13 protein-coding genes are annotated in these 21789 nt (G+C 51.6%); 8 read left to right on the top strand and 5 right to left on the bottom strand.

Annotation, left to right across the window (positions count from 1 at the left end; genetic code table 11):
* Window positions 1-260 precede the first annotated feature (260 nt).
* Together EIK79_RS15130 and EIK79_RS15125 are read left to right on the top strand one after the other, a co-directional pair.
* Entirely contained in the window at window positions 261-899 is a 639-nt protein-coding gene (locus EIK79_RS15130; protein WP_124956158.1) for a hypothetical protein, read from the top strand.
* Between the two features lie 874 nt (window positions 900-1773).
* A complete protein-coding gene (locus tag EIK79_RS15125) occupies window positions 1774-2232 on the top strand; it encodes a TRAM domain-containing protein (RefSeq protein WP_124956156.1) in 459 nt (152 codons plus the stop codon).
* 437 nt (window positions 2233-2669) lie between these two features.
* On the opposite strand, the gene EIK79_RS18840 is transcribed toward EIK79_RS15125, so the two are convergent.
* From EIK79_RS18840 to EIK79_RS15110, 3 genes are read right to left on the bottom strand one after another with little or no spacing between them, the layout of a single operon-like run.
* Window positions 2670-2888: a TATA-box-binding protein gene (locus EIK79_RS18840; RefSeq protein WP_267900548.1), complete on the bottom strand. Its 219-nt coding sequence runs from the start codon at window positions 2886-2888 to the stop codon at window positions 2670-2672.
* An 11-nt stretch (window positions 2889-2899) separates the two neighbouring features.
* Complete coding sequence (locus tag EIK79_RS15115; RefSeq protein WP_124956154.1) at window positions 2900-5839, bottom strand: DEAD/DEAH box helicase; 2940 nt, start codon at window positions 5837-5839, stop codon at window positions 2900-2902.
* Window positions 5832-10109, bottom strand: coding sequence for an Eco57I restriction-modification methylase domain-containing protein (locus EIK79_RS15110; protein WP_124956152.1), 4278 nt, complete (start codon window positions 10107-10109; stop codon window positions 5832-5834). The genes EIK79_RS15115 and EIK79_RS15110 overlap by 8 nt, the downstream gene beginning before the upstream one ends.
* 437 nt (window positions 10110-10546) lie before the next feature.
* Here EIK79_RS15110 and EIK79_RS15105 point away from each other — a divergent pair, with 437 nt between their 5' ends.
* The 6 genes from EIK79_RS15105 (at window position 10547) to EIK79_RS15080 (ending at window position 19557) form a co-directional block, all read left to right on the top strand.
* Window positions 10547-12067 carry a metallophosphoesterase family protein gene (locus EIK79_RS15105; RefSeq protein ID WP_221621767.1) on the top strand — a complete coding sequence of 507 codons (1521 nt, stop codon included), beginning with the start codon at window positions 10547-10549 and terminating at the stop codon, window positions 12065-12067.
* The gene (locus EIK79_RS15100) at window positions 12064-14775 is read left to right on the top strand and encodes an AAA family ATPase (RefSeq protein ID WP_124956150.1); all 2712 of its coding nucleotides are present in this window, start codon (window positions 12064-12066) and stop codon (window positions 14773-14775) included. The genes EIK79_RS15105 and EIK79_RS15100 overlap by 4 nt, the downstream gene beginning before the upstream one ends.
* Complete coding sequence (locus EIK79_RS15095) at window positions 14775-16040, top strand: DNA double-strand break repair nuclease NurA (protein ID WP_124956148.1); 1266 nt, start codon at window positions 14775-14777, stop codon at window positions 16038-16040. The genes EIK79_RS15100 and EIK79_RS15095 overlap by 1 nt, the downstream gene beginning before the upstream one ends.
* A 73-nt stretch (window positions 16041-16113) precedes the next feature.
* Window positions 16114-16779 carry a hypothetical protein gene (locus tag EIK79_RS15090; RefSeq protein WP_124956146.1) on the top strand — a complete coding sequence of 222 codons (666 nt, stop codon included), beginning with the start codon at window positions 16114-16116 and terminating at the stop codon, window positions 16777-16779.
* On the top strand, window positions 16779-18422 hold the full coding sequence (locus EIK79_RS15085) for an ATP-binding protein (RefSeq protein ID WP_124956144.1): 1644 nt from the start codon (window positions 16779-16781) through the stop codon (window positions 18420-18422). The genes EIK79_RS15090 and EIK79_RS15085 overlap by 1 nt, the downstream gene beginning before the upstream one ends.
* Window positions 18423-18543: 121 nt before the next feature.
* Window positions 18544-19557 carry a restriction endonuclease gene (locus tag EIK79_RS15080; RefSeq protein WP_221621766.1) on the top strand — a complete coding sequence of 338 codons (1014 nt, stop codon included), beginning with the start codon at window positions 18544-18546 and terminating at the stop codon, window positions 19555-19557.
* Window positions 19558-19666: 109 nt separating this feature from the next.
* Here the strand turns inward: EIK79_RS15080 and EIK79_RS19330 are convergent, their stop codons facing one another.
* Window positions 19667-19879: a KTSC domain-containing protein gene (locus EIK79_RS19330; protein ID WP_124956142.1), complete on the bottom strand. Its 213-nt coding sequence runs from the start codon at window positions 19877-19879 to the stop codon at window positions 19667-19669.
* A gap of 606 nt (window positions 19880-20485) precedes the next feature.
* Window positions 20486-21787: a helix-hairpin-helix domain-containing protein gene (locus EIK79_RS15070; protein WP_124956140.1), complete on the bottom strand. Its 1302-nt coding sequence runs from the start codon at window positions 21785-21787 to the stop codon at window positions 20486-20488.
* Between the last annotated feature and the right edge of the window lie 2 nt (window positions 21788-21789).

Genomic DNA, 21789 nt, shown 5'->3' with positions numbered 1-21789 from the left:
ACTGCTGCCAGAAATTGTTCTATAATTTATTATATAATATTTAGGTATATTTAATATAAACATCTTAAATAATATTTATATATTTCTATAATGGTGGAGTTATGCTACACCTAGTGATTCAATACAGTCGAACTAGACCAGCCTGTATATTTTATACTACTGTAGTTGTCACCATATGATATAACCATATTATATTTTACATATAAATAACTAATGGGGAAATGATATATAGGGTGTGTGCATATCTGGGTTAATAACACATGAAAGGTGCATCTATTATTGTTTTCATTGGATTAATAATCATCGTTGGGGGATTTATGATGCCCTCAACACAGACGAGCACTGTGAATGGATGTATAGAAGGTGAATATGGGATTACAGGAGACAGTCACTGTTCTGGGATAGAATCATCTGCAGAAGTTACTACGACGAATCCAACAAAGGCACCGACTATTGGGTTTGGAATTCTTCTTGTTATCATAGGCAGTGTGAGAAGTTACAGTACTGGATTAAATAATGGTATTTCCAATAATAATACTATTCTCCGCGTTAGTGGTAAAGTTACAAATATGGAAACTGGGAAAACAACCACCTTAGTCCTTCCCGTTCATACAGATAGTATTGAAGTGGCAACAAAACGGTTCAGATCGCGTTGTAAAAGTGAGGAATATGAACTTATTGATGAGCCGGATGTGGTAGTGGAGTCGCGGTCACAAGGAATATCAGACACAAATGGGGAAGGGAGTATAAATAATATCAATAAAGAAGACAACTTAGCTGTGAGAAGATGGAAAAAATCAGATGGGGCGCTCGAAAAACTATATTTGATTGCTATCGGCATACTCGTACTTTGGCTTGTTCTTATTGTAGTACCAGTTATAATTATAAGTTTAATTTAGAGTAACTTTATTGCCAGTATATTCAATCTCTTTGTGATAGAGCGTAGAGACGATAGTAAAATATGGATAAAGTGTGAAGAAATTCATTCTTTGAGTGGTCTGTACTAAAAGTGATCAACTCAACGGTCGTTTGGATAAAATCGGCGTGAATTTTATGGGAGCAATATTATAATTTTACTAATTTAATCTTTATCTAATCTCCCATATTATTATATATAGAGGCATTTAGAATCTAGATCGCATTTGGCAGACAGCCAGAGGACATCAAGGAAGTCCCTACGGGTCCAGTACGCATGCTGACACGTGCGGAGGTGTTCGAAGCCTACGATTTCCTGTTCAGCCTTCGTACAGAGATACCTCTTCTCAAGACAGTTATCGTCAATCTCGTGGAGACTTTGCCAACTTGCCCGAGGGCCACGAACATTCAACTCGTTACTCGACGCTCGAACACGCCGATGGTGACGTTACAGAGACGATCGACTCACCGACGCTTTCGACAAATATCCAGAGATAGCGTTTCAACAGAAGTGGCTCATCACGGCTCTCGCTGAACTTGAATCACCAAGTACCAATCCGTATAGTAATCATGACACTCGCAGGCCTCCTCAGAATTGTCAGTCGTTCTTCTGTCACAGTATCCGGGAGTAGGGTCATTCATTCTTCCACCGGATCCTCCACCTCCAAGCAGTTGACGCTATAGCGATCAACCCTAGCTCTCAGCCTGGTCTAGAACGGATGCTTTTAAGACATGTGACGGAGCATAGTGCTTTATGTCCATTCACTTCGAAGAAACCGCTTCCTCCGAATTCGATATCCATGACTGACGAGCAAACCGAAGAGATTCGCCAGCGTTTGGATGAAGACCTCTCCTTAGATGAGTTTGAACGCGATTACCGATCCACTGGGGAGGCAGCGACCCAGTTCTTTCAGGACCTCTTTGTTCAGCGCAACAGTTGCAGAGCACGATGGGAGATACGTTATCGAAGTCCCCTCGAATGAAATCGAGCAGGGAGCGCTCGCTGCTGAGAAGACGTACCGCGTCGCACTTCTTGACGCACCATCCTCCACTGATGCACGACCTCAGCCAGATTCACAGGAGTCTCACTCACAGCACCATACGAGCCAGCCTCACTCCGACCCTCCAGTCGAGACGGGCGAGATTCGAGACGAGACCATCGGTGACCAAGGTGACGGCATCGCCAAAGTTGAACGTGGGTACGTCGTGATCGTTCCCGGTGGCCACCCTGGTGATGAGCTCACTGTCGAAATCGATCAGGTTCGAGACAACGTCGCGTTTGCCAGTGTCGTCAACCGTGATCCACGAGTCCTCTAGCCGATTGTCAGGGGACCTGTTCTACGTGCTCAGATACGGCTGGAGAGCTGTGACGATCGCTGTGGCGATCGGTCGCCATGGTTGGGTCGCTCGCTTTCGACAAGCGTGTCGTAGATCGTGAGGTAACGAACACCAGTGAAAAACACCACTCAATAGCACCAACGATGCTTCCGTTGGAACAGCAGGAGTCGCCTCCGGTCTGTCCCTCCATTTACAACTCGAAACGGGGGGTGTTCTTGATCTGCGTGGGCGTAATCTAGCGTCGTGACAGAATCATGTCGCTTGGCCATCCTATTGCAGTACTCGTCCGGAGTGCCCGTTTCTGTGATCGATTGCCCTCCCTCATTAAGCGTCGCAGTGCATACGACGTTTTGTACACTGAACTCGGTGTCTCGTTCTTGCTTGATAACTTCCAACTCGGCCATGTTTGCCAGGAATCATAGGTTCGTCTTATCGAGGTTCTCGTAACACGAACATCCGCTAATGATGTATTTGCCACTTCTGTAAACAGTGACCAACGGACCCGTATCTTCGAGTCTAACATACAGGCCGTGGTAATTAGAAGGATCGTACTCGAGATAGGGTGTAACAAGATCTCCCTCAAGCACTTCCAGATCTAATTCGGTGCCGAAATCACCTGACCCGACGACGTTCACAATTTCGACACTTATGAGGTATGAGGAGTCGAATCTAACACTATGGAGGCAGTGACTAGTTTAGGCTCTTCGGGCGTGACATGCTTTTCCTCTTCTAACCGAGTCAATTCCTCATCGCGTTCACGTCGGAGAGACTCGAGCTGACGCTTCGCATTCCCGATGGGGGCCGACATGTCCTTCTCTCGTTCGTCATGCTGTTTGTACGTTTCTAGACGCTCTTCCCACTCGTTAATTTGTTCTTCAAAGTGGCATTCCGCATGCTGTCGCTTGATTTCTACCTCACGTTCTCGTTCCTCTCTCGCTTCCCCTGCGAAGGATTCGACCTGATCCCATGCTTCCATCTCAGCTATCCCATGTAAATCGGATGCCATCGACGTCAATCGGGCAAGTGTTTCGCTATCGGCTACCTCTTCTGATGGCAGAGTATCGATGATCGTTGGCTTGGTTGTTGAAACGTCTTCGTCCAAAGTGACATATAATGAGCTCAGCTTCTCAGTCACTGACTCCCCCGCACCGGATACATACCCAAGTCGGTAGTTGAAGAGGATCCCGGGGGTAGATTCATTATCCTCAGCGACTTTGACAGCGACTTGTCCTTGAATATGGTTTGAGTCAATACAGAACTCAATGAGCGACTGTACGAGCGGATGATCGAGGGCGATGAACTCGACATCCTCTTGTTTCATCGCCACTTCGCGTGCGAACGTCGCCTGATCATACTGATCTTTGACTTGATTGCCGGAGAGAACGTCTGGGACATCGAATTGGAAGATATCGCCGCCTGTACGAGCTGGGCCCGGCCGTACACCACGAATATTGCCACCGAATTCATCAAAGAATAGTCGGACCAGTATTTCGATATCATCCTCGTTGACGTTGCCGTGCTGGCTACGTTCGATAACCTCTAAGATCTCTTTGTCCTCATCGGAGAGGTCGAATCGGTCGCGGATGAGAAATTCGTTTTCCACCGTCTGAAGGGCTTTCCGACGCTTTTCGATGGTCGCCTCGATATTCGCTACGACCAGATCTGTAGGTTGATCCTCGGCGATGGCAGTCATGATCGTGTCGTCTAGGTCCACGTTCTCCAATACACGACCGAGGACCTCTGACCGCATCCCGAGATCGGATTCAATCTGATTCATCTTCTCGATTAGCAGATTGAGGATCTCGCTCTCACGTGTGTTCTTGAAGAAGAGATTCCGAATCTCGACGGTATGCTCCTGTCCGTAGCGGTGGAGCCGGCCCATTCGCTGGTCGATCCGGATTGGGTTCCACGGAAGATCGTAATTGACCATGATGTGGGCAAACTGTAGGTTGAGTCCCTCTTGAGCCGCGTCCGTCGCAAGCATCAGGTTCGCTTCCTGCTCGAACTTCTCCATCTCTTGGCGACGACGGTCTTGGTCGAGATCACCGTACACCTGTGCAATATCATGTTCGGGGAAGATTTGATCGCGCAGGTATTCGAGGGTGTCCGTGTATTCAGTGAAAATTAGAATTTTCTCGTCGGGATCCTCAGCCAGAATGTCTTCGACGAACGTCTGCAGGAGCTGCGCCTTCGAATCGGTCTCGATGTTCTTGGCCTGCTGCCACAGCTGCTTGACTTGATACAATTCCTGTTCGATCTGTGTGCGATTCAGTGTGATCGTGACGGTTTCTAGCTCCTCTTCAACGCGCTGTCGTTCGGCCTCTGTCAACGTCTCCGGTTCAGTGCTATACTGAGGGAGGAGTTTCTGAACCTCCTCTGAAAGATCCTCAGCGACAGCGTCGTTTTGAATGGCTCGCATCCGATTTTCCAGCGACTTTTGGATGGCGTAGATACTCGACACCAGCCGCTTCTGATAGATGACCATCGTGAAACCAGCGGCCCTGTTCTCTTCTTGTTGAGCGAGATTGTAGTTCTCGCGGATGTACTCCGTAACGTCGTTGTACAGCTTCCGCTCGGCTGGCGACATATCAACCCCGAGTGCTTCGATGTTTTTCTCCGGGAACATATGGGTCCCGTCAGTTTCGAACATGTCGTCTTTCAACCGTCGAATCATCAAGTCGTCGAGCCCGTCGGGGTTGATTTGGGATTCGTGCCCGAAGCGATACGGATCAAGCAGACTTACGAGGAAGTAGAACTGGTCAGATTTGCCCTTGTGTGGTGTCCCAGTCAGTAGCAAAAGAGCGTCGGAGTTCTCCGCGACGGCCTCACCAACCATGTAGCGCTGGGTGCGTTCGATGGAGTCGTCACTTCCTCGGCGGGCGGTCAGGTGGTGTGCCTCGTCGAACACGGCAATGTCCCACGAAACGTCGAGATTGCGGAGGGCTTCGCGGATATCGTCCTGCTTCGCAAAGTCGATGGACGTGATGATGAGATCCTCCTGCTGCCAGACGTTCTGGTTCGGGTGCGACTGGCGGTGAGTACGCACTGTCTCCCGGTCATAAATCACGAAGTTACGATCGAACTTCTCGCGCAGCTCCTGTTGCCACTGTACAGTGAGCGGCGCTGGCGCGACGATGAGCACGCGCTGGGCACGGCCGCGTGCGATGAGTTCCTCGGTGACGATACCGGCCTCAATAGTCTTCCCGAGACCGACCTCGTCGCCAATGAGATAGCGGTGGTCGTAGGAGTTCAGGATTTCGTAAGCGGCCTGCACCTGGTACGGTTCGATCTCGATACGATTGTTCGACAGCGAGAGAAATCGGTCGTACCGGTACGCGAGGTCGAGGCGGGTTGCACGCTCCCGGAGATCGTGGTGGACGGGCGAATCGATCTGTTGCGCTGTGAGGCGGTCAACGATGGAGTCGATCCGCTCGATGTGAGGCAAGCCATTCGGGAGTTTGCGGAGTTGGCCCTCCGTGGTGTAGACGTGGAGGAGTTGGCCTCCGTTCGGGCGGGCTTCGATTTTGGTGATTTCGCCCTCCCCGCCGGCGAACTTGATGTGATCGCCGACATCGAAGTCAGTCATCCTGCACTGCGGATTCGACGAGCTCGATTTCTTCGTCTGTGAGATCGTACAGATCGTAGACAATTTCGTCGATGAGCTGGTCGGTCTTCTCAATTTTTGCGTCGAGTTCGTCGGTACGTTCTTTCACCTGGATGTACCGATCGAGGTCGGCGGCGACGTCATTGAGTTCGGGTAGCGTTATCGCTTTCAGCCGATCTATGATTGAGTTGGTCTTGGTGGCGTTTTCTCGGAAGTCGGCGAAACCGCCACCTTTCTCGACGGCAACGGGGACGAACGCGTTGATGAGTGTGGCTTCGTTCTCTGAGAGGTCAGTGAGCGAGAATGCTTCGAGGTAGTCTGTTTCCGTGTATCCCCATTGGTCGGTCTTGAAGTCGTCTTCGTCCTCAGGTTTGTAACGAGCGGTAGCATAGATGGTGATGGTGGACTTGTCGTGCTCGGTTCTGACGGATCCGACACGGAGCTTCTCGTATTCCTCTGTTGTTGTGTTAAGGATGTCTTGGGTGGTGGGCTGAAAGAGGCCGATGTCTGGAAGGGTGAGACCTTCGTTGTAGTTGCCGAGGTAGTTGAGGAGGGAAAGATTCAGTGAATTCTTCTTCTTCTTATACTTGATCATTTCACTGGCAAGCCAGCTCAAGAAGTCGTGAATAGTCCCTCCACGTAGATTTTCCGAGATCAGGGGACAACTCGACATTTCTCCCCCATCAATATACTCTTCGTACCAGTCCTGTAATCGCTCAACTTCAAATGGATCTCCAGCGTCACTAACTCTCGGGATTGAAAATGGGTTCAAGTAGTTTCTTTTAAACGTGAAATAGCCGCCGCGTAGAGTGTATCCTGTGTTACTAAGGAAGAACCAGAGAACAGGACTATTCAATACAGACAGCAGGTATTCCAGAGAGATATTTGTTGAATCTTTAAGCAAAATACCATATACTTTCGTTTTATGGTATGTATCCCCTGGGTCATATGTGAAGTTAGGCCCATAGCTGATCTCGGGGGTGACGATTTTCTCTCTCTTGAATTTAGTCAAATTTTTCGGGTATACGTAGTCGTACCACCGCTCATGATCCATTTTACCACCTTCTCGTCCACGTAGCTCACCTTCATGTTCTTGTAGATATTCATAAATATGTGGATACGTTGTCTGTAGCTCGTCTTCTTTCACAAAAGTAGCAGTATTCCCACTGATATTATATGGGAAAATGACCCAGTATCTCGGTTCTAATGGTTCATAGCGGTGAACATCCTCGCCTTTGAGGTACGGCTTAAGGAGTTCAGGTTCCAGTTGCCAAGTGTCTCCATCAAATTGATCTACAACTTCAATTAGTCCATCTTTGGTCTTGTTGCCCGTTCTCTCCAAGAGATAGACCTGATCGGCGCTAGTCTGCAGACCAACAAAAACTTCGGTCAATTCTCCCAATGTCGGCCCTGCATTCTCAATACTTTCTAAAGTTTCCGTCACATTCTTTGTATGGAAAACCCAGGATTCGGAAGAATACGTCGACTCAATATCTCGAAATTCAATAGATTGCTTTGTCATTTGGTCTGGATCAACCTCTGCGTATTGGAAAGAGTTGTTCGCACTTTTCCGCAAAGTTAAGATGCAAGTATAGACCGATACCTGATTCCAAACTTGTTCATGTCCGAAGGAAATTATCTGATGCAGCGCCTTCTCATCAGCTATGTATTGGCGGAGTCCTTGTCCAAATTCACCTCTGAAGAATTTGTGTGGCTCAATATATCCTAAAAGACCTGACTCCTTGAGCAGATCATATCCTCCTTCCGTGAATATGACATATATATCATAATTCCCAGTGGATGAATTATATATTTTGGAATAGTACTCTGCGATAGTAGGATCTGTGCTCTGGATTGTTTGTATCCGCATATATGGCGGATTCCCGATGACTGCGTCGAATCCAGCCTCCTCCTCCCGATCACCGTCTTCGCCGTAGAACGCCACCGGGAACTCTAACTCCCAGTGGAAGAAGCCCTCCTCGGCGGCCACCATCTGTGCTCTCTCGAACCAGTCCTGACTCTCGATCTCCCTCCATGAATCGTCCCGCAGCGCTGTTGCCATCCGCTCGTATGCGTCCTCCGGAACGTCCAGGCCGAACTCGTCGGCGGTGTGGACGTTCGCCATCGCCAGCAGGTGCTGGTAGAGCGGATCGTCTCGGACATCCTCGAAGACTGCCTCCATCTCCTTGACGTCGGCGAGCGTCTCATTGTCAATCGAGAGCAGCGACTGGAACTGGTCAGTGACGTGTTCGAGTGCCCGCTGGCGTGTGTGGGCAAACGACTGCTTGAGCGTGAGTTGGCCTTCTTCCGTTGTGTCATCACTGTTTGACAGCACGTCTTCAATATCACTCCCAACCAACGAGTTGCCGGTCTTGAGATGGTGATCAAGAAAGGCAAGTGGTTGTTCGGCGGCGAGCGTCCGAAGCCATAGTGACACCTTTGCCAGCTCCACTGCCAATGGATTCAGATCCACACCGTAGATACACAGCTGGGCGACCTTTCGTCGTGCCCAGTTGATGTCGTGTTCCTCATCGACAGTCTCGATGCCCTGCTGTGCAGCCTGCTTCTCCTGGGCGTCGATGATTTCGCGGGCCAGATAGTCAACTGCACTTGTGAGAAAGTGCCCGCTGCCCATCGCAGGATCGAGGATCTTCAGGTCGAAGACGCGGTCAGCGAATTCTTCGGCAAATCCACCGTCGCTGTACGAATCGTATCCGATCAGGTCCTCACGGATGTCTTCAACGAGCGGTTCCAGCGTGTTCTCGACGATGTACTCGACGACGTGCTCGGGCGTGTAGTACGAGCCCGTAGACTTCCGTTCGCCACTATCCGTCGTAAGATACACTCCCCCCTCTTCAATGACGATGTCGTCGCCCTTGCCGGCACTCTCGTACTCTCCATCGTAAAGCGCAAGCGACTCGTCGGCGACGTTGAGCTTGTACTCCAGCAGTCCCTCGTAGATCGACCCGAGATGGCGGACGTCGAGTGAGGAGTAATCGACGAAGATCTTCCCGTCGCCGTTGTCATTCCGACTGCGGGTCAGGAGTTCGATGACTCGCGCGAGGTAGACGTCGCCGACATTGTGGGTGGCGAGAAAGCGCGCTTCTCGACTGTCGTCTTCGTCAGGATCGGTGCGAAACAGCCCGCCGTTGTAGGCCGGGATGTACAGATCCTTTTCAGGGATCCCACGGGAGTTGCTTCCCTGGTCGATGAGCTTGAACAGCTCGTCCAGCTGGTCCCACAAGTTGTCCTGCCAGTCACGATACCTCGGATTACCACTATCGAGTTCTTCTGCGACCTCTTGCTTGAGAGAATTCAGACTGTAGGACTGTTCGTAAATCTCGTTGCTTGTGTCGAGCAGCTTACGACCCTCAGCTTCGGCGTACAACACGAAGATGAGCCGATACAGGTAGATGAGTGAACTGTCGTGAATCAGTTCGAGGTCATCTTCGTTGAGGTCGTTGTCGGGGTACTGCAGAAAGCCCTCCGAAAGGATCTTAATCGCTTCGTAGATGTTGTCCTGCAGGTCCTCTCCCAGCTCCTGGGCGAAGACGTTCGACTCGCCGTAGACGTCGTCGAGAAAGCAGTCACCGCTGGCGTCTTCGAGGAACGCCTCGTGCCGGAAGAAAAGGTAGAAGTATTTGAAGTCGGCGAGGTCACCACTCTTCAAAATCGTCGGGAGATCTACCTCGTAGTAGGAGTCGAGCCGATGACTGGTCGGACCGTAGTACAACCGCCACTTCTTCCCATCAGTCAGGACGGCCCAACGGGCGGGCGTTTCCTGCAGATAAACGTGGATCTGGTAGCTCGGGTTCTCGAAATCGCGATCGTGCTCGCCGCTTCCCCGAGTGTCAAGTGGGCGACCCCATCGTTTCGCGTCTGCGACGGCGACGGCGTTTTTATAGAAGTCACCACCTTCTTCACGACGTTCGAATGAGTCACGGGCAGCTTCTTCGGTTTTGAAGAATCCGTAGTCTGGCCGGCGTTGGGTACGACTGGTGCTCTCTTCGACCTCGAACGGAATTCCCAATTTCCGGAACATCGGCCGAATGAACTTCTCCTCGAGTTGGGATTCGTTGCGCTTGGGAGCCGTACTCTTCTCGCTCTCCCAGAGGCCCATAATATCGTCGTAGGCCTCCTGGAGTTCTTCTTCGCTGATTTCGTCCCACGCTTCGGTTTCGGGGAGATGCTCATCGAGATAGTAATTGGAAAATAAGTCGCGATTCGTCCGATAGGTGAGTGTTGTTTGCATATGAGGAATTATTGAGTGGTAATACTATTAACGAACGATTTTGAGTTTTTACTGGCGATAGTAGTCTGTGCTGTCGATAGTGATTCTGGGGTATTAACACCGATCGTGCTTTCAAGTAGGAATTCTGGTCGGTCGAACCCGGCACTAGAGATAGTAGTCCGAATAGCTTCTATAGCTCTATGCCCGATCAGTTTCCACATCATATAATTCACTCGTAAAACGAGAGGGCGTGGTACATAAGTTTTGTTTAGACTATCTTCCTTCAAGGAGAGAATCCTCTTTAGGACGGTCGTGACTCCGACAACAGATTCCACGAAGCACCGTCGCTCCCTACTGTCCACATTCACATCCTTCTCGAACAAAGATCCCCCTTGTCTTTGTCTCCGCTATCCGAGCTCATCAGATCCAATATCTTAAACTATTCAGGTCTATTGGTTATGGATACCACTATGTTGACGCTTACACATATTGCGGATACACACCTTGGTCATCGACAGTATGGCCTGAAACAACGAGAAGATGATATGGTGTCGACCATGCGCACTGCGTTCCAGGAGATGATTAAGAAGCGCGGGACGGACGCGATTCTCTTACCAGGCGATTTATTCCACTCCCGAGATCTTCGCCCCAAGATCCTTGACCAGGCCGAACAGGAACTACGCCAGTTACCTGACGATGTCCCCGTGTTGGTGTCCCGCGGAAATCACGACGAGAACTTGACGCCGCGCGAGGTGACGTGGTTGAATTACCTGCATCGTCGTGGTCATATCGTGTTTTTGAAGGCAGATCTAGAGGCTGATTCAGAAACAGCCCAATTCGAACCATACGATCCGGATGAACCAGGTGATTGCGCTGGATTTTACGATATCGAGGCAGAAGGGTTTGATAGGCCAGTTCGAGTATTCGGATTACAGTGGCGAGGTGCGAGAACCGGGCAGGCGTTACAACAGGTGGCAAACGGAATTGAAGCAGTGAACACAGAGCACGGTGCTCCGGTTGCGACCGTGTTATTGGCGCATTTCGGAATCGAGGATAAAGTCCCGACGCTAGGCGGGACAGTAACGCATGCAGAACTCCGTGACGTGAAAGAACACGTGGATTACTTGGCACTCGGGCATATTCACAAGCGGTACGCGTCTGCCGGATGGATCTTCAATCCTGGCTCTCCGGAAGCGCACAACACGCGAGAAGGTCGGAATGACTGGGAACACGGCTACTGTTCGATTGCGCTGTCCTCCAACGGAGCAACAGCTAATGACACGGTCGAGTATGAGGTGACCCATCATCCAACGAAGCGACGGCCATACTACCGCGTAGAGTTCGATGTGACGGCATATGAGTCGCCGAGTGAACTCGAAACCGAGTTTCAAGAGTACGTTCGCGAAGAGCAAGCACGGATCGAGGAATATTGTCGGCAGGACACATTCATGGCCCGTGGTGAACCGCGAGCGCCGATTATCGATTTGCGGTTCACTGGGACGTTACAGTTCGATCGTGGGGACTTCCGGACAGACGAACTCGCAGCGTGGCTGCAAGACGAGTGCGATGCACTATATGTGCAGGTGAACACGGGGATTCGGACGGCGGACGTACAACAGCTAATCTCGGAGATCGATGAAGGCGAAGTGTTCAAAAATGGGCGGTTGAACACGACGGCGCTGGAACACCGAGTGTTCGAGACGATAGCGAACGAATCCAGCTACGATGAGCAAGCGACAGATGTCGCTAACGTATTGGGGAACGCACATCAGATGGCACAGGCTGAGGAGGCCGTTGATGCTCTCTGTGATTCGGTGAGTTCGGCACGACGCGACCTGTTTCCGGAGTTAGCCGATGATGTCGTATTGGATATCGATGAAGCTCCATTCATGGACAGTGATTTTGAGGAAGATATGGAATTGATGGATGGTGAACCGGTCGGTAAGGCTAGCGATGAAACCGAGGTAGTACAGCGATGAGGGTTACGGAAGTTGCGTTGGAGGATATCAAGTCATACGAGGATCGAACGGTCGTGCCAATCAAGGGTGGTGTGACGGCGATTCTCGGAGAGAACGGCGCAGGGAAATCGACGATTCAGGAAGCAATTGGGTTCGCGTTGTTCGATTCACTGCCATTCAACAATAAAGACTTCGTGCGCGAGGGTACAAGTTCCGGGACTGTCGAGGTTACGTTCGAACAGGAGACACAAAGCGGACGGCAGCGATTCCGAGTCACACGATCAGCTGGCCGGTCGAACTATGGTGTGCACCAGTATGCTTTCGAGGGCGATAACTGGGTTGATCAGGATATCGATTCTAAATCTGAGCTGATTCGATGGTTATGCACCCGATTTGACGTTGATGATAAAACGGAACTACAGAGTCTGTGGAAGACGTGTATTGGTGTCCCACAGACCCGATTTCTGTCTGACTTTGCGCAGAATCCCAAGCCCCGGAAGGCAACGTTCGATGCGCTACTGAATCTTGATGCGTATGAAACGTCCTGGGAGCGACTCAAGGAGGTTCCGGATGCGATTGAGAAAGAGCAACGCGCACTCCGTGATGAGATTGTGGGACTCACGAGTACAGTGGCGGATCTGCCGAACGAGCGTGCGAAAGCGGAATCACTGGCTGAGGAGATCGAAGCAATCGAGGCGAAGATTGATCGGATGACGAGTGAGGTAGCCGCGAAAGATGCACAACGTGATGAGTTGGAGCAAGTGCAGGCGGAGATTGACAGCCTCGAACAGACTATCTCTTCATTAGAACTGGAGCTTGAATCTACCAGGGAAGCGTTAGAGACTGCAAGAGATGAGCTTCGTGCCGCTGAGACGGCTCAGGAGCAGTGTGAAGCCAATCGTGAGGAATACCGTCTGCATACGGAGGTGAATGACCGGCTGAACGAATTAGAAAAACGAGAGGAGGAACGGGCTGAACTCGTTGAACAGAAAAACGATCACGAACAGAAGATCGCGTCGATCACATTCAAAGTTGAACAGCTTGAGGATGATTTAGAGACGTTAAAATCGGCTCGGGAAACGCTGGAGACGTGTAAGGACGAGACGGAACGATATGAAGAACTTGACGAAAAGATCGTCTCGCTGCAGCAACGCGAGGACGAGGTTGAGGAGTTACAAGAGCAGATCCAGAGCCTTTCCAGAGACATCGACTCGAAGCAAGAAGAGATTGAGTCGCTAGATGAGACGGTCGAAGAGATTGAGGACGAGTGGGAGGCAACGACGAATCCGGAAGAACTCGACAATGAAATCAATGACCGGACGGCTCGCCGACAGCAACTAACGAACGAACGGAAACGGCTGAAAAATCAGTTGGAACGGTTGCGTGACACGGATGTGAATGCACCGTGCCCGACGTGTGACCGTCCGTTGAACGAAGAACACCAGTTGGACGCGATTGAGCAACGTGAAGCCCGGATTGACGAGATTAAGACGGAACGCGAGAGCCTCAGTGAAGAGTTATCCAACTTGCGTGAGCGACGTGAGGAGGCCCAGGAAGTCAAGCGACGTGCTGATAAGCTCCCGATCTACCGTGAGATGATTGAGTCACTGGAAGTCGACCTCGACAAATTCCGGGGAGAGAAGGAAGAGACGAGGACAAAGCTAGAAAATCTCGAAGAAGGGTTAGCGGAACTCCCAGCTCTCGAAGCGGAGCGGGACGAACTGAAGGACGCATACGAAGAGTACCGGACTGCTACGTTCCGAGTACAGGAGCACACCGACGTGCCGGACAAGCTGGAGGAAAAACGCGCGGACCTTGACTCTGCTACTTCGACGTTGGAGGAAATCGAAGACGAGTTGCAGGAGTATGAGGAGGTAGATGAGAAATTGGCGGAGGCCAAAGAGACGCTAGAGGAGACTGAGTCGGCGTACCAGACGTATATCAAGCACGAGCAACAGGCCTCACAAGTGGAGGCTCGCCAGGAAACTGTCGACGACTTGCAGGATGAACGTGAGGAGCTCGAAGGAGCTCTCGAAGAGACAGAGACCAAACTTGAAGAGACGGAAGCATCGTTTGAGGAGGATCGGCTGGAGACACTTGAGTCGGACATTGAGGATCTGAAAGGGGAGATACAGCGAGCGAAAGGTGCTCTCGAAGAGAAAGAGGAGACCCTCCGCGACGCACACGAAGAAATCGAACGCTTGGAGACGAAGTTAGGAGAACGCCAGGAGAAGCTGCAGCAGCTGAAGGAGTTGAAGGCAGACCAGCAGTTCGCGGAATGGGTTCGGGAGAACGTCAGAGAAGCCGGACCCAAGATGCGGGAGATCATCACCGACCGGATCGGCACGCGGGCGAACGAGTTGTTCCGGACGATTCGGGGAGCATCTGCCGAGACACTTGAGTGGACAAGTGATTACGAGATCGTCGTGCACGATGCAGACGTGAGGAAATCGTTTACGACGTTGAGTGGCGGTGAGAAGATGGCGGCTGCACTCGCTGTGCGGCTTGCCATCCTCGAACAGCTGGCATCAATCGGCGTCGCATTTTTGGATGAGCCGACGGCGAATCTCGATCGGCAGAAGAAACGAAATTTAGTCACACAGTTAAAACAACTGGATAGCTTCGAACAGCTTACGGTTATCAGTCACGACGAAACGTTCGATTCAATGACCGACTACACCATTTCGGTGACGAAAGATCGGCAGATATCGGAGGTGACGGTCAATTAATGCCGATTGACAAACATGGGGTTGCCACCGAGTTAGAGGCCAACGTTGAGACGATTAAAGCGTACTTAGAGGATGATTCCAGGATCGTTGAGCGGTACCAGGACGCATTCCAGCGACTCCCCCAAGAGTGGACGAGTGAGGAAATTCGGGAAGCGCTACAGAACGTATCGTATCCAGGCGCGTCCCCAACAGACGTATTCGATGACGCGACCAGTATCATCGTGCCGCACTCGGAAAGCAATGAATGGGAAAACCACGAGGAGGTTAACGAGTGGGCACGTGACATTATCCGTGACATCCCCGTGATGGCTGTTGACGGGTCCCAGCTCCCACCCACTACGCAGTTCAACGTTCCGGTTGCGTATGTCCAGTCGGCGTGGGCAGTGAACCACCACCATGCGGAAGGACGATTTGACCGTGACGTTGAAGGACAGCTCCTGACGCCTGGTGAGGTGACACAGGAACCAGAAAATGGTGACTACCGGTTCGTCGATTCACAGCTCGTCGGCCATCATCGATTCGAACATGAAGGGCGGCTCTTGATCGACCGGTTGTCCGACCTCGCTGCCGCCTATAATGCAGACGAAATTACCCACACACCGGTCGTGTTCTACGACGGGCCACTGATCGCGTCGTTTACGAATCCGTTGAAACCCGAGACACGAGAACGATACATCTCAACGTTGAGTCGAGTGATTGCGGCGAGTCAGCACCACGAGATTCCACTAGTTGGGTACGTCGCGGATTCGAGCGCGACAGAACTGGTGAAAATGACGCGACTCTTGTTACCCGAGGAATTCGAGACAGATCGCGTCATTCCAGATGCGCATGTGTTAACAGAGTTGATGAGCCCGTGGGGCGACACAACGGTTCCGTTCATCTCAAAGCGTGATGGCAGCATCGACGCGTTACAGACGACCTATGAGGATGAAACATACAAATTCCGTGATGACATCCTATTTTCGTATCTGAACGTGCCGCCAGGTGCTGGCCTTGACCGAATTGAGTTCCCGGGATGGCTGTGCCGCAGCGACGGTCCTGACGGGTACGAGTCGATGTACGAGTACACCGTCGAGATCGTGCGTGCAGAGGCCGGTATCGGGCGTGGATATCCCGAAATCCTCCAGCAGGTGGATAGCGATGCTGTGCTGGACCAAAAGGACCGGCAAGAGTTCCACCGGGTCGTGCAGCGGTGGGCTGACTCAAACGATGTACCGCTAGAATGGAACGCCAAAGCACTGAGCAAAGAACTTCGCCGCCGATGACCAACGAAAAAACGACAAAAGCAGTCAGAGCACCACTCGCCCACCCACTACGCAGCACTTCAGAGGTGAATCTATGACAGAGTCAGCAACAGATGTTGTCACACCGAATCTCGACTCATGTGTCCGAATTGGAAGCATCGTTTCCTCGAATAGCCATCTCGACTATGTGGTCGAGATCCTCAAGGGACGTGATTGTGATCGGCCGCCAGAACTCCACGAGCGGGAGTTCGGACAACCCGTCTTCATCAAGAAGGTCGTCGATGGAACGGAGCACGCGGTCATGGGCGTGATTTACGACACGAAGCTCGTCGATCCTGACCAGGGGCGAACCGGTCCCCGGTTAGCCCAAGACGATCAGGCACAGTTCACGCCCGGATACATTGAGGAGCGAACCACACTTGCTGGTGTGGCACTCCTTGGGACAGCCGTCATTACTGACAACCGGTCAATCGCGGATCCGACCCATCGAATGCCACGGTGGACATTGGAAGTCGATGATACAGTCTATCACTGTCCAGATGAAGTGGCCCTGTCGTTCCACACCGTCGACGAACAGCTCCAATTAGCCTATCTCGACCGACTCGTCGATATCGCAGGTGATCTCGGTTCAGAGGTCATCGTCGCATTGATCGATCGGTTGCGACGGATGCTTCCCGAGGATGATCCAAGCCAACGGACGTTGGACGTGGTTGAGCAGAATATCGAGTGGCAGGCACGTGAACGTCGGGGGGTGGTCTAATGTCCGGACACTCATCGGCAGTCGGAACCGTCGCTGGGCCGGGTGATGACCCGAACGAGTTCGTCTTCATCACCCCTGCAGAGAAGTCGCTCAAGACGGGGGAGTTCATCACCTACACCGTTACAGTCGATGGCGAGAACCGGTCGGTGTTTGCTCGCGTCACAAATCGGGAACTAATCAGGGGGTTGCCTGAAGGGTTCCTCGCTGATCCTCAGGTGGCGCCGGAGACGGTCGCGACAACACTCGGAGTCCCGACCGATGACACCGAACTGTATCGACTGACAGCGACAGTCATCGGGTATTATAATACCGATATGACAACGTTTGCTAATCCGCGACAACTCCCTGAACCAGGGACACCTCTGTCGATCGCGCCTGACCGACAACTCGAAACAGTTCTTCCGAACCTCGGCTGTGACACCGACAGTGCTGATGTGACGGACCTGGATGGAATTGCCCACATTGGGTGGCTATTGAATCGGTCGCCAGAGGCGACGAACATACACATTCCAATTGAGGAGTTCGCGTCGACGCACTTGGCGATCCTTGCGTCTACTGGGAGCGGGAAATCATATACGGCGTCTGTGTTGATCGAAGAGATGATGGGCCCCGGTGCTCGCGCGTCGCTACTCGTATTCGACCCGCACGGCGAGTACGATACCCTAGCAGAGATGCAAGGCCATGAGACGTTCAAAGGCGAGGACGGATATGAGCCGGGCGTTGTGTACTACGATCCTGAACGCCTTCGCGTTCGCATCTCGGAACTGGAGATTGGCGACGTCATGGCGGTCTTGGACAATCCGAGCAATCGGATGCAAGACCGCTTGTCGACGGCATGGCGTTCGATGCAGCGACAGGAGAGTCGGACGTGGGGCATCAATGAACTCATCAATGAGATGGAAGGGATATACGGAGAGGACGATGCGAGTGTCGGTGCACTAGAATGGCGGCTTCGCCGGTCAATTGAACGGAACGATCTGTTCCATCCCGAAGACAATGTCCCGCTAAATGATATCGTAGATCCTGGCCAATGTACAGTGCTACAGATGGATACGTTAGATCGCCGGAATCAACAACTCATCACGACGGTATTACTCCGGCGGATGTATCGAGAACGGCTCGATGCTGTTCGAGGCCGAGACTCCGAGATCGAACATCCGATTTTTGCACTGTTCGAGGAGGGACACCGGTTCGCACCGGCATCTGGTGATGCCCCGTCGCTCGGAATCATGCGAACAATCACGTCCGAAGGACGCAAGTTCGGCTTCGGACTGGGCATTATCAGCCAACGGCCATCCAAGATCGATCAGGACGTGTTGTCCCAGTGCGGGACGCAGATTTCGATGCAGATTCAGAATCCGAACGACCAAGACGCGATCAAGAAATCTATTGAGGCGGCGGGCGAAGACGTTCTCCGCGAGTTACCTGGACTGACACCTGGCCAAGCGGTTGTTTCTGGCGACGCGATGAATACACCAGCACTGATACAGGTGCGTGGTCGGCGCACACAACATGGTGCCGGAAGTTTACCGGTGATTGAGAAGTGGCGTGATGCGTATGAGCAACAGCAACGCGAGCCGACGCACTCCGAAGCTGCTGACTTCGGTGGAGGAGAGTCCACCGGCGTCCAAAGTCTGGACTAGCATTGGGACGCATCACTTTCGATAGATTACGACCGGTATGTGGACCGTGTGGGTGTATTTAGTGGGTGGGGTTGCCACTACATGCGAATATTGATATTTATCGGTTTAAAATATGTTTGGTATGATTGTAGAGCGAGCGTTCATGGTTCGCGCGGGAAACGATAACGAGTTAGTCGAAGACTTCGAATCTCGTTCCCTCGTTGCGATCAGCTGGGCAGAGCTTGGCGATGTTTCGGAGATCCGGTCATACGATGAGATGAAATCCCAGTTCAACGCGATCGATGCGTATTCCAAACACAATGACCGACACATTGCCCAAAGTGCGGGGCAGGTGCATCGATTTGCAGTTGAGATGGAGGAGGGTCATCTGGTGTTGAGTTATGACAAAACGGAACGGGAGTATCTCATTGGGCAAGTCACAGGCGATTACGAGTGGGAGCCCGGCGACCATCCACCAGGCTATCCGCACGTCAGGCGTGTCGACTGGAAGGACTCCATCTCACGGGATGTGTTTACTACGGCAACGAAGAACACGCTCGGAAGCACGTTGACGGTGTTTTCGCTGGACGACCGTCTTGACGAGATCAGGGCCGTTCTAGCGGGGAATATCCCCGATGGGAGCGAAGACGACGAGGAGAGTGTCCCGTTCGTCGACGAGGTTGCAAACCAAGCAGACGAACTCATCTCCGATATTCTGGCGAACATGGACCCATTCGTCTTCGAGGAACTGGTTGCGGCAGTCCTGCGAGCGATGGGGTACCATGCAAAGAAAACTCGAGACCGGCAGGATCGGGGGATTGACGTCATCGCACATCCCGACGCGTTGGGATTCGAAGAGCCCTACATCAAGGTTCAGGTTAAGCGCCAGCAGTCGACGGTCGGGTCTCCGGATATGCGAGCGTTTACGGGAACCCTTGGAAATGGCGAACGGGGATTGTTCGTTTCGACTGGTGGATATACGAAGGATGCACGGGATGCGGCACGCACTGCTGAACAGCGGGTGACGCTCATCGACCGGGATGCGTTCATTGATCTCCTGATTCAGCACTACGACGAACTCGAAGCCGAGTATCAGGCCACGGTCCCGCTGAAGCGGGTCTATATCCCGTCTCAGGATCCGCCACTCAAGGAGTAACGATAGCGCTTAGTTGAGGTGGAATTGACGAGATCTGATGGCTCTCCCGTATTGAACGAGATATTCCAAGCCGTTGAAGTTCCATCTAATCAACCTATATAACTGAGATTTATCGAACCTGCTCATATCGGTACACATCCTTGATATTCCTATGGAAATACTTTCCGTGGGAAGACGCATTCATCAGGTTTGCATGGATGCTTGAAGGAACGTCGAAATATCGATAGACACTATTACTGTTAAATTCAATCTCCAAGATACGGTTGTCCTGGTCGTATCCGACGCTTCTCAGATTGCTTGAAGACACCGATGTTCTGTTCATATCTCTGAGTATAAACAGAACTATATAATTCTACCCCAAGCACATGATTAACACATCCTTCATCCGAATCTTCGAGCTTTGCATTGCCTGTGAGATGATCCTTAGTAGTTTCATCCAAGTCTCTGAAGTCGGCTAGGTACGATTCGTCATGCATAGCCACCGGCGAAATGTAGCTCGACAGTCCAAATTGTACAGTAGACTGTACATGAGAAATCGTACCTGTCCATCATCAAGTCGAAGAGACAGTGACTTCACCTCCAGCGCGCACTCTGGGAGAAACTGACCGTGTCGCCGTATCGTGTCGCATACCGACACAAGCCCTCTATCGCCATCATACAACAAATTCTAGAGTGATATTGCTGAGATAGGTCCATTTACAGAAATACATCCTCCGAAGTAGGGCCTAGTTGCAGTACCGAGTAGAAGAGTCCCAAATGCGAGCATCACCGATGCGAAACCACCGAATAGATTCGGGACGGCTAGCGCAGATGTGAGGTGGTTGAGAATCGGTCTGACATTTATGCCAGGAACAGGGAGAAAGACGCACAGGGCTGCTAGTCTGAATTTTGAAACCTGAGTGAGCCTATATTGTGGCCGCTATTAGAGTTAGTCCGATACCGTTTCTCCAGTGAAGTCTTCGGCTCTCATCTTACCGATTCCTTCCACTTCATCTATCAAGGTCTGGGGTCCAGCATCGTAGAGATCTTGTGGCGTTTCAATACCGAGGTTGTGGAGCTGATCGATATTGTTCCCAGTGATTCCGTTGAACTCGATTAGCTCCTCCCCGTATTGGTCCTGGATCAGGGCGGTTCGGTCGGTGTATTCGCCGTACAGATCCACGATGGAGCTTCTAAACGCTTCTCGTGTCTTCCCTCTTTTATCTGGACCAAGGGTTCCAGATTCGTAGCCGTCATCACGTCGCTCATACTCTTCCACAATGGAGATGTCGAAGGTCGTCTTTGGTCGTTGTTTGAACTTGAGCTCAAGCTCCATCGAGTCTGTTGAGTCTAGGTCGTCGAATAGAGCCCTGACAGAGTTGAAGTAAAAGCCGCTGTCCAGGCAGTCCTGCACAAACCGGTTCTCTCTCAGACTAGTCCCCTTGAATACAGCATCTGTTATACCCCTAAGCTCTTCGTCCAGTTCTTCCTCGATCTCTTCCTCGTCCTCAAATTCGGCTTCTTCTTCCTCAAGTATGTCACCGACCTCTCCGCTTTGCTTGATACCGAGTTCAAGGACCTGCTCAAATCTCCATTCCCCTGGTGTATTCCGGAGGAATTTGTTGAACATCTCAACGCTGTCTTCTGCAGGGATCGTCTCCAGATTGAAATTGACTCTCTTGATTCCCCGTTTTCGCTCGCTGAGTCTCTTTGACTCCCAATCTTTGAAGAAGTCGCTGGCAGCGTTGAACTCGTCCGAGTAGCGGTATTCTTGGGTTCCTTGCCAGACCCCGTCTTCGTCTGTCTGTATGAGGGAGACGGTGACCGAACGGCTCTGTTGGCTTTGGAGAGGACGTCGAGACGGATTGCGATCCTCGTACTGCAGGTTGATATCGAAGCCATCGTCTGTTTTGGCCACACTTTGTACTTCCAGGTCTTTGTTCTCGTTATACTGGTATCCTCTCCCCATGTTTGTCTCCAGATCTTCTATGAGATCCTCTTCATCTACTTCACTCTCAAAGATGAATGCGGTGGCTTTCTTTCTCTTATCCTTTTCCAGTACGTCTTTTTTGAGAGAAACAGTCTGTTCGTATCCAAAGAACATCCGGCGTGTAAGGTTAGCCAAGTCCTCTGTTTCGCCGGAGTGTACTAGTACGTTGGAGTGTTTGCGGAAGAAGGTCTGTGCCTTGTTACGTCCATACTTTTCCTTAACGATGGCTTTGTAGTCCTGGTCGCTGGGGTACTCGTCCATAG

Source organism: Halocatena pleomorpha (assembly GCF_003862495.1).
In the GTDB taxonomy this organism is placed as follows: domain Archaea; phylum Halobacteriota; class Halobacteria; order Halobacteriales; family Haloarculaceae; genus Halocatena; species Halocatena pleomorpha.
Note: the sequence above shows the minus strand (reverse complement) of the source record. Positions and strands in the feature narration are given on the sequence as shown.

Excerpts from the sequence above, each read along its gene's own strand:
- EIK79_RS15130 (WP_124956158.1), top strand. The coding sequence starts at position 261 with ATGAAAGGTGCATCTATTATTGTTTTCATTGGATTAATAATCATCGTT.
- EIK79_RS15125 (WP_124956156.1), top strand. The coding sequence starts at position 1,774 with ATGAGTTTGAACGCGATTACCGATCCACTGGGGAGGCAGCGACCCAGT.
- EIK79_RS15115 (WP_124956154.1), bottom strand. The coding sequence starts at position 5,839 with ATGACTGACTTCGATGTCGGCGATCACATCAAGTTCGCCGGCGGGGAG.
- EIK79_RS15110 (WP_124956152.1), bottom strand. The coding sequence starts at position 10,109 with ATGCAAACAACACTCACCTATCGGACGAATCGCGACTTATTTTCCAAT.
- EIK79_RS15105 (WP_221621767.1), top strand. The coding sequence starts at position 10,547 with ATGGATACCACTATGTTGACGCTTACACATATTGCGGATACACACCTT.
- EIK79_RS15100 (WP_124956150.1), top strand. The coding sequence starts at position 12,064 with ATGAGGGTTACGGAAGTTGCGTTGGAGGATATCAAGTCATACGAGGAT.
- EIK79_RS15095 (WP_124956148.1), top strand. The coding sequence starts at position 14,775 with ATGCCGATTGACAAACATGGGGTTGCCACCGAGTTAGAGGCCAACGTT.
- EIK79_RS15090 (WP_124956146.1), top strand. The coding sequence starts at position 16,114 with ATGACAGAGTCAGCAACAGATGTTGTCACACCGAATCTCGACTCATGT.
- EIK79_RS15085 (WP_124956144.1), top strand. The coding sequence starts at position 16,779 with ATGTCCGGACACTCATCGGCAGTCGGAACCGTCGCTGGGCCGGGTGAT.
- EIK79_RS15080 (WP_221621766.1), top strand. The coding sequence starts at position 18,544 with ATGATTGTAGAGCGAGCGTTCATGGTTCGCGCGGGAAACGATAACGAG.
- EIK79_RS19330 (WP_124956142.1), bottom strand. The coding sequence starts at position 19,879 with ATGAACAGAACATCGGTGTCTTCAAGCAATCTGAGAAGCGTCGGATAC.
- EIK79_RS15070 (WP_124956140.1), bottom strand. The coding sequence starts at position 21,787 with ATGGACGAGTACCCCAGCGACCAGGACTACAAAGCCATCGTTAAGGAA.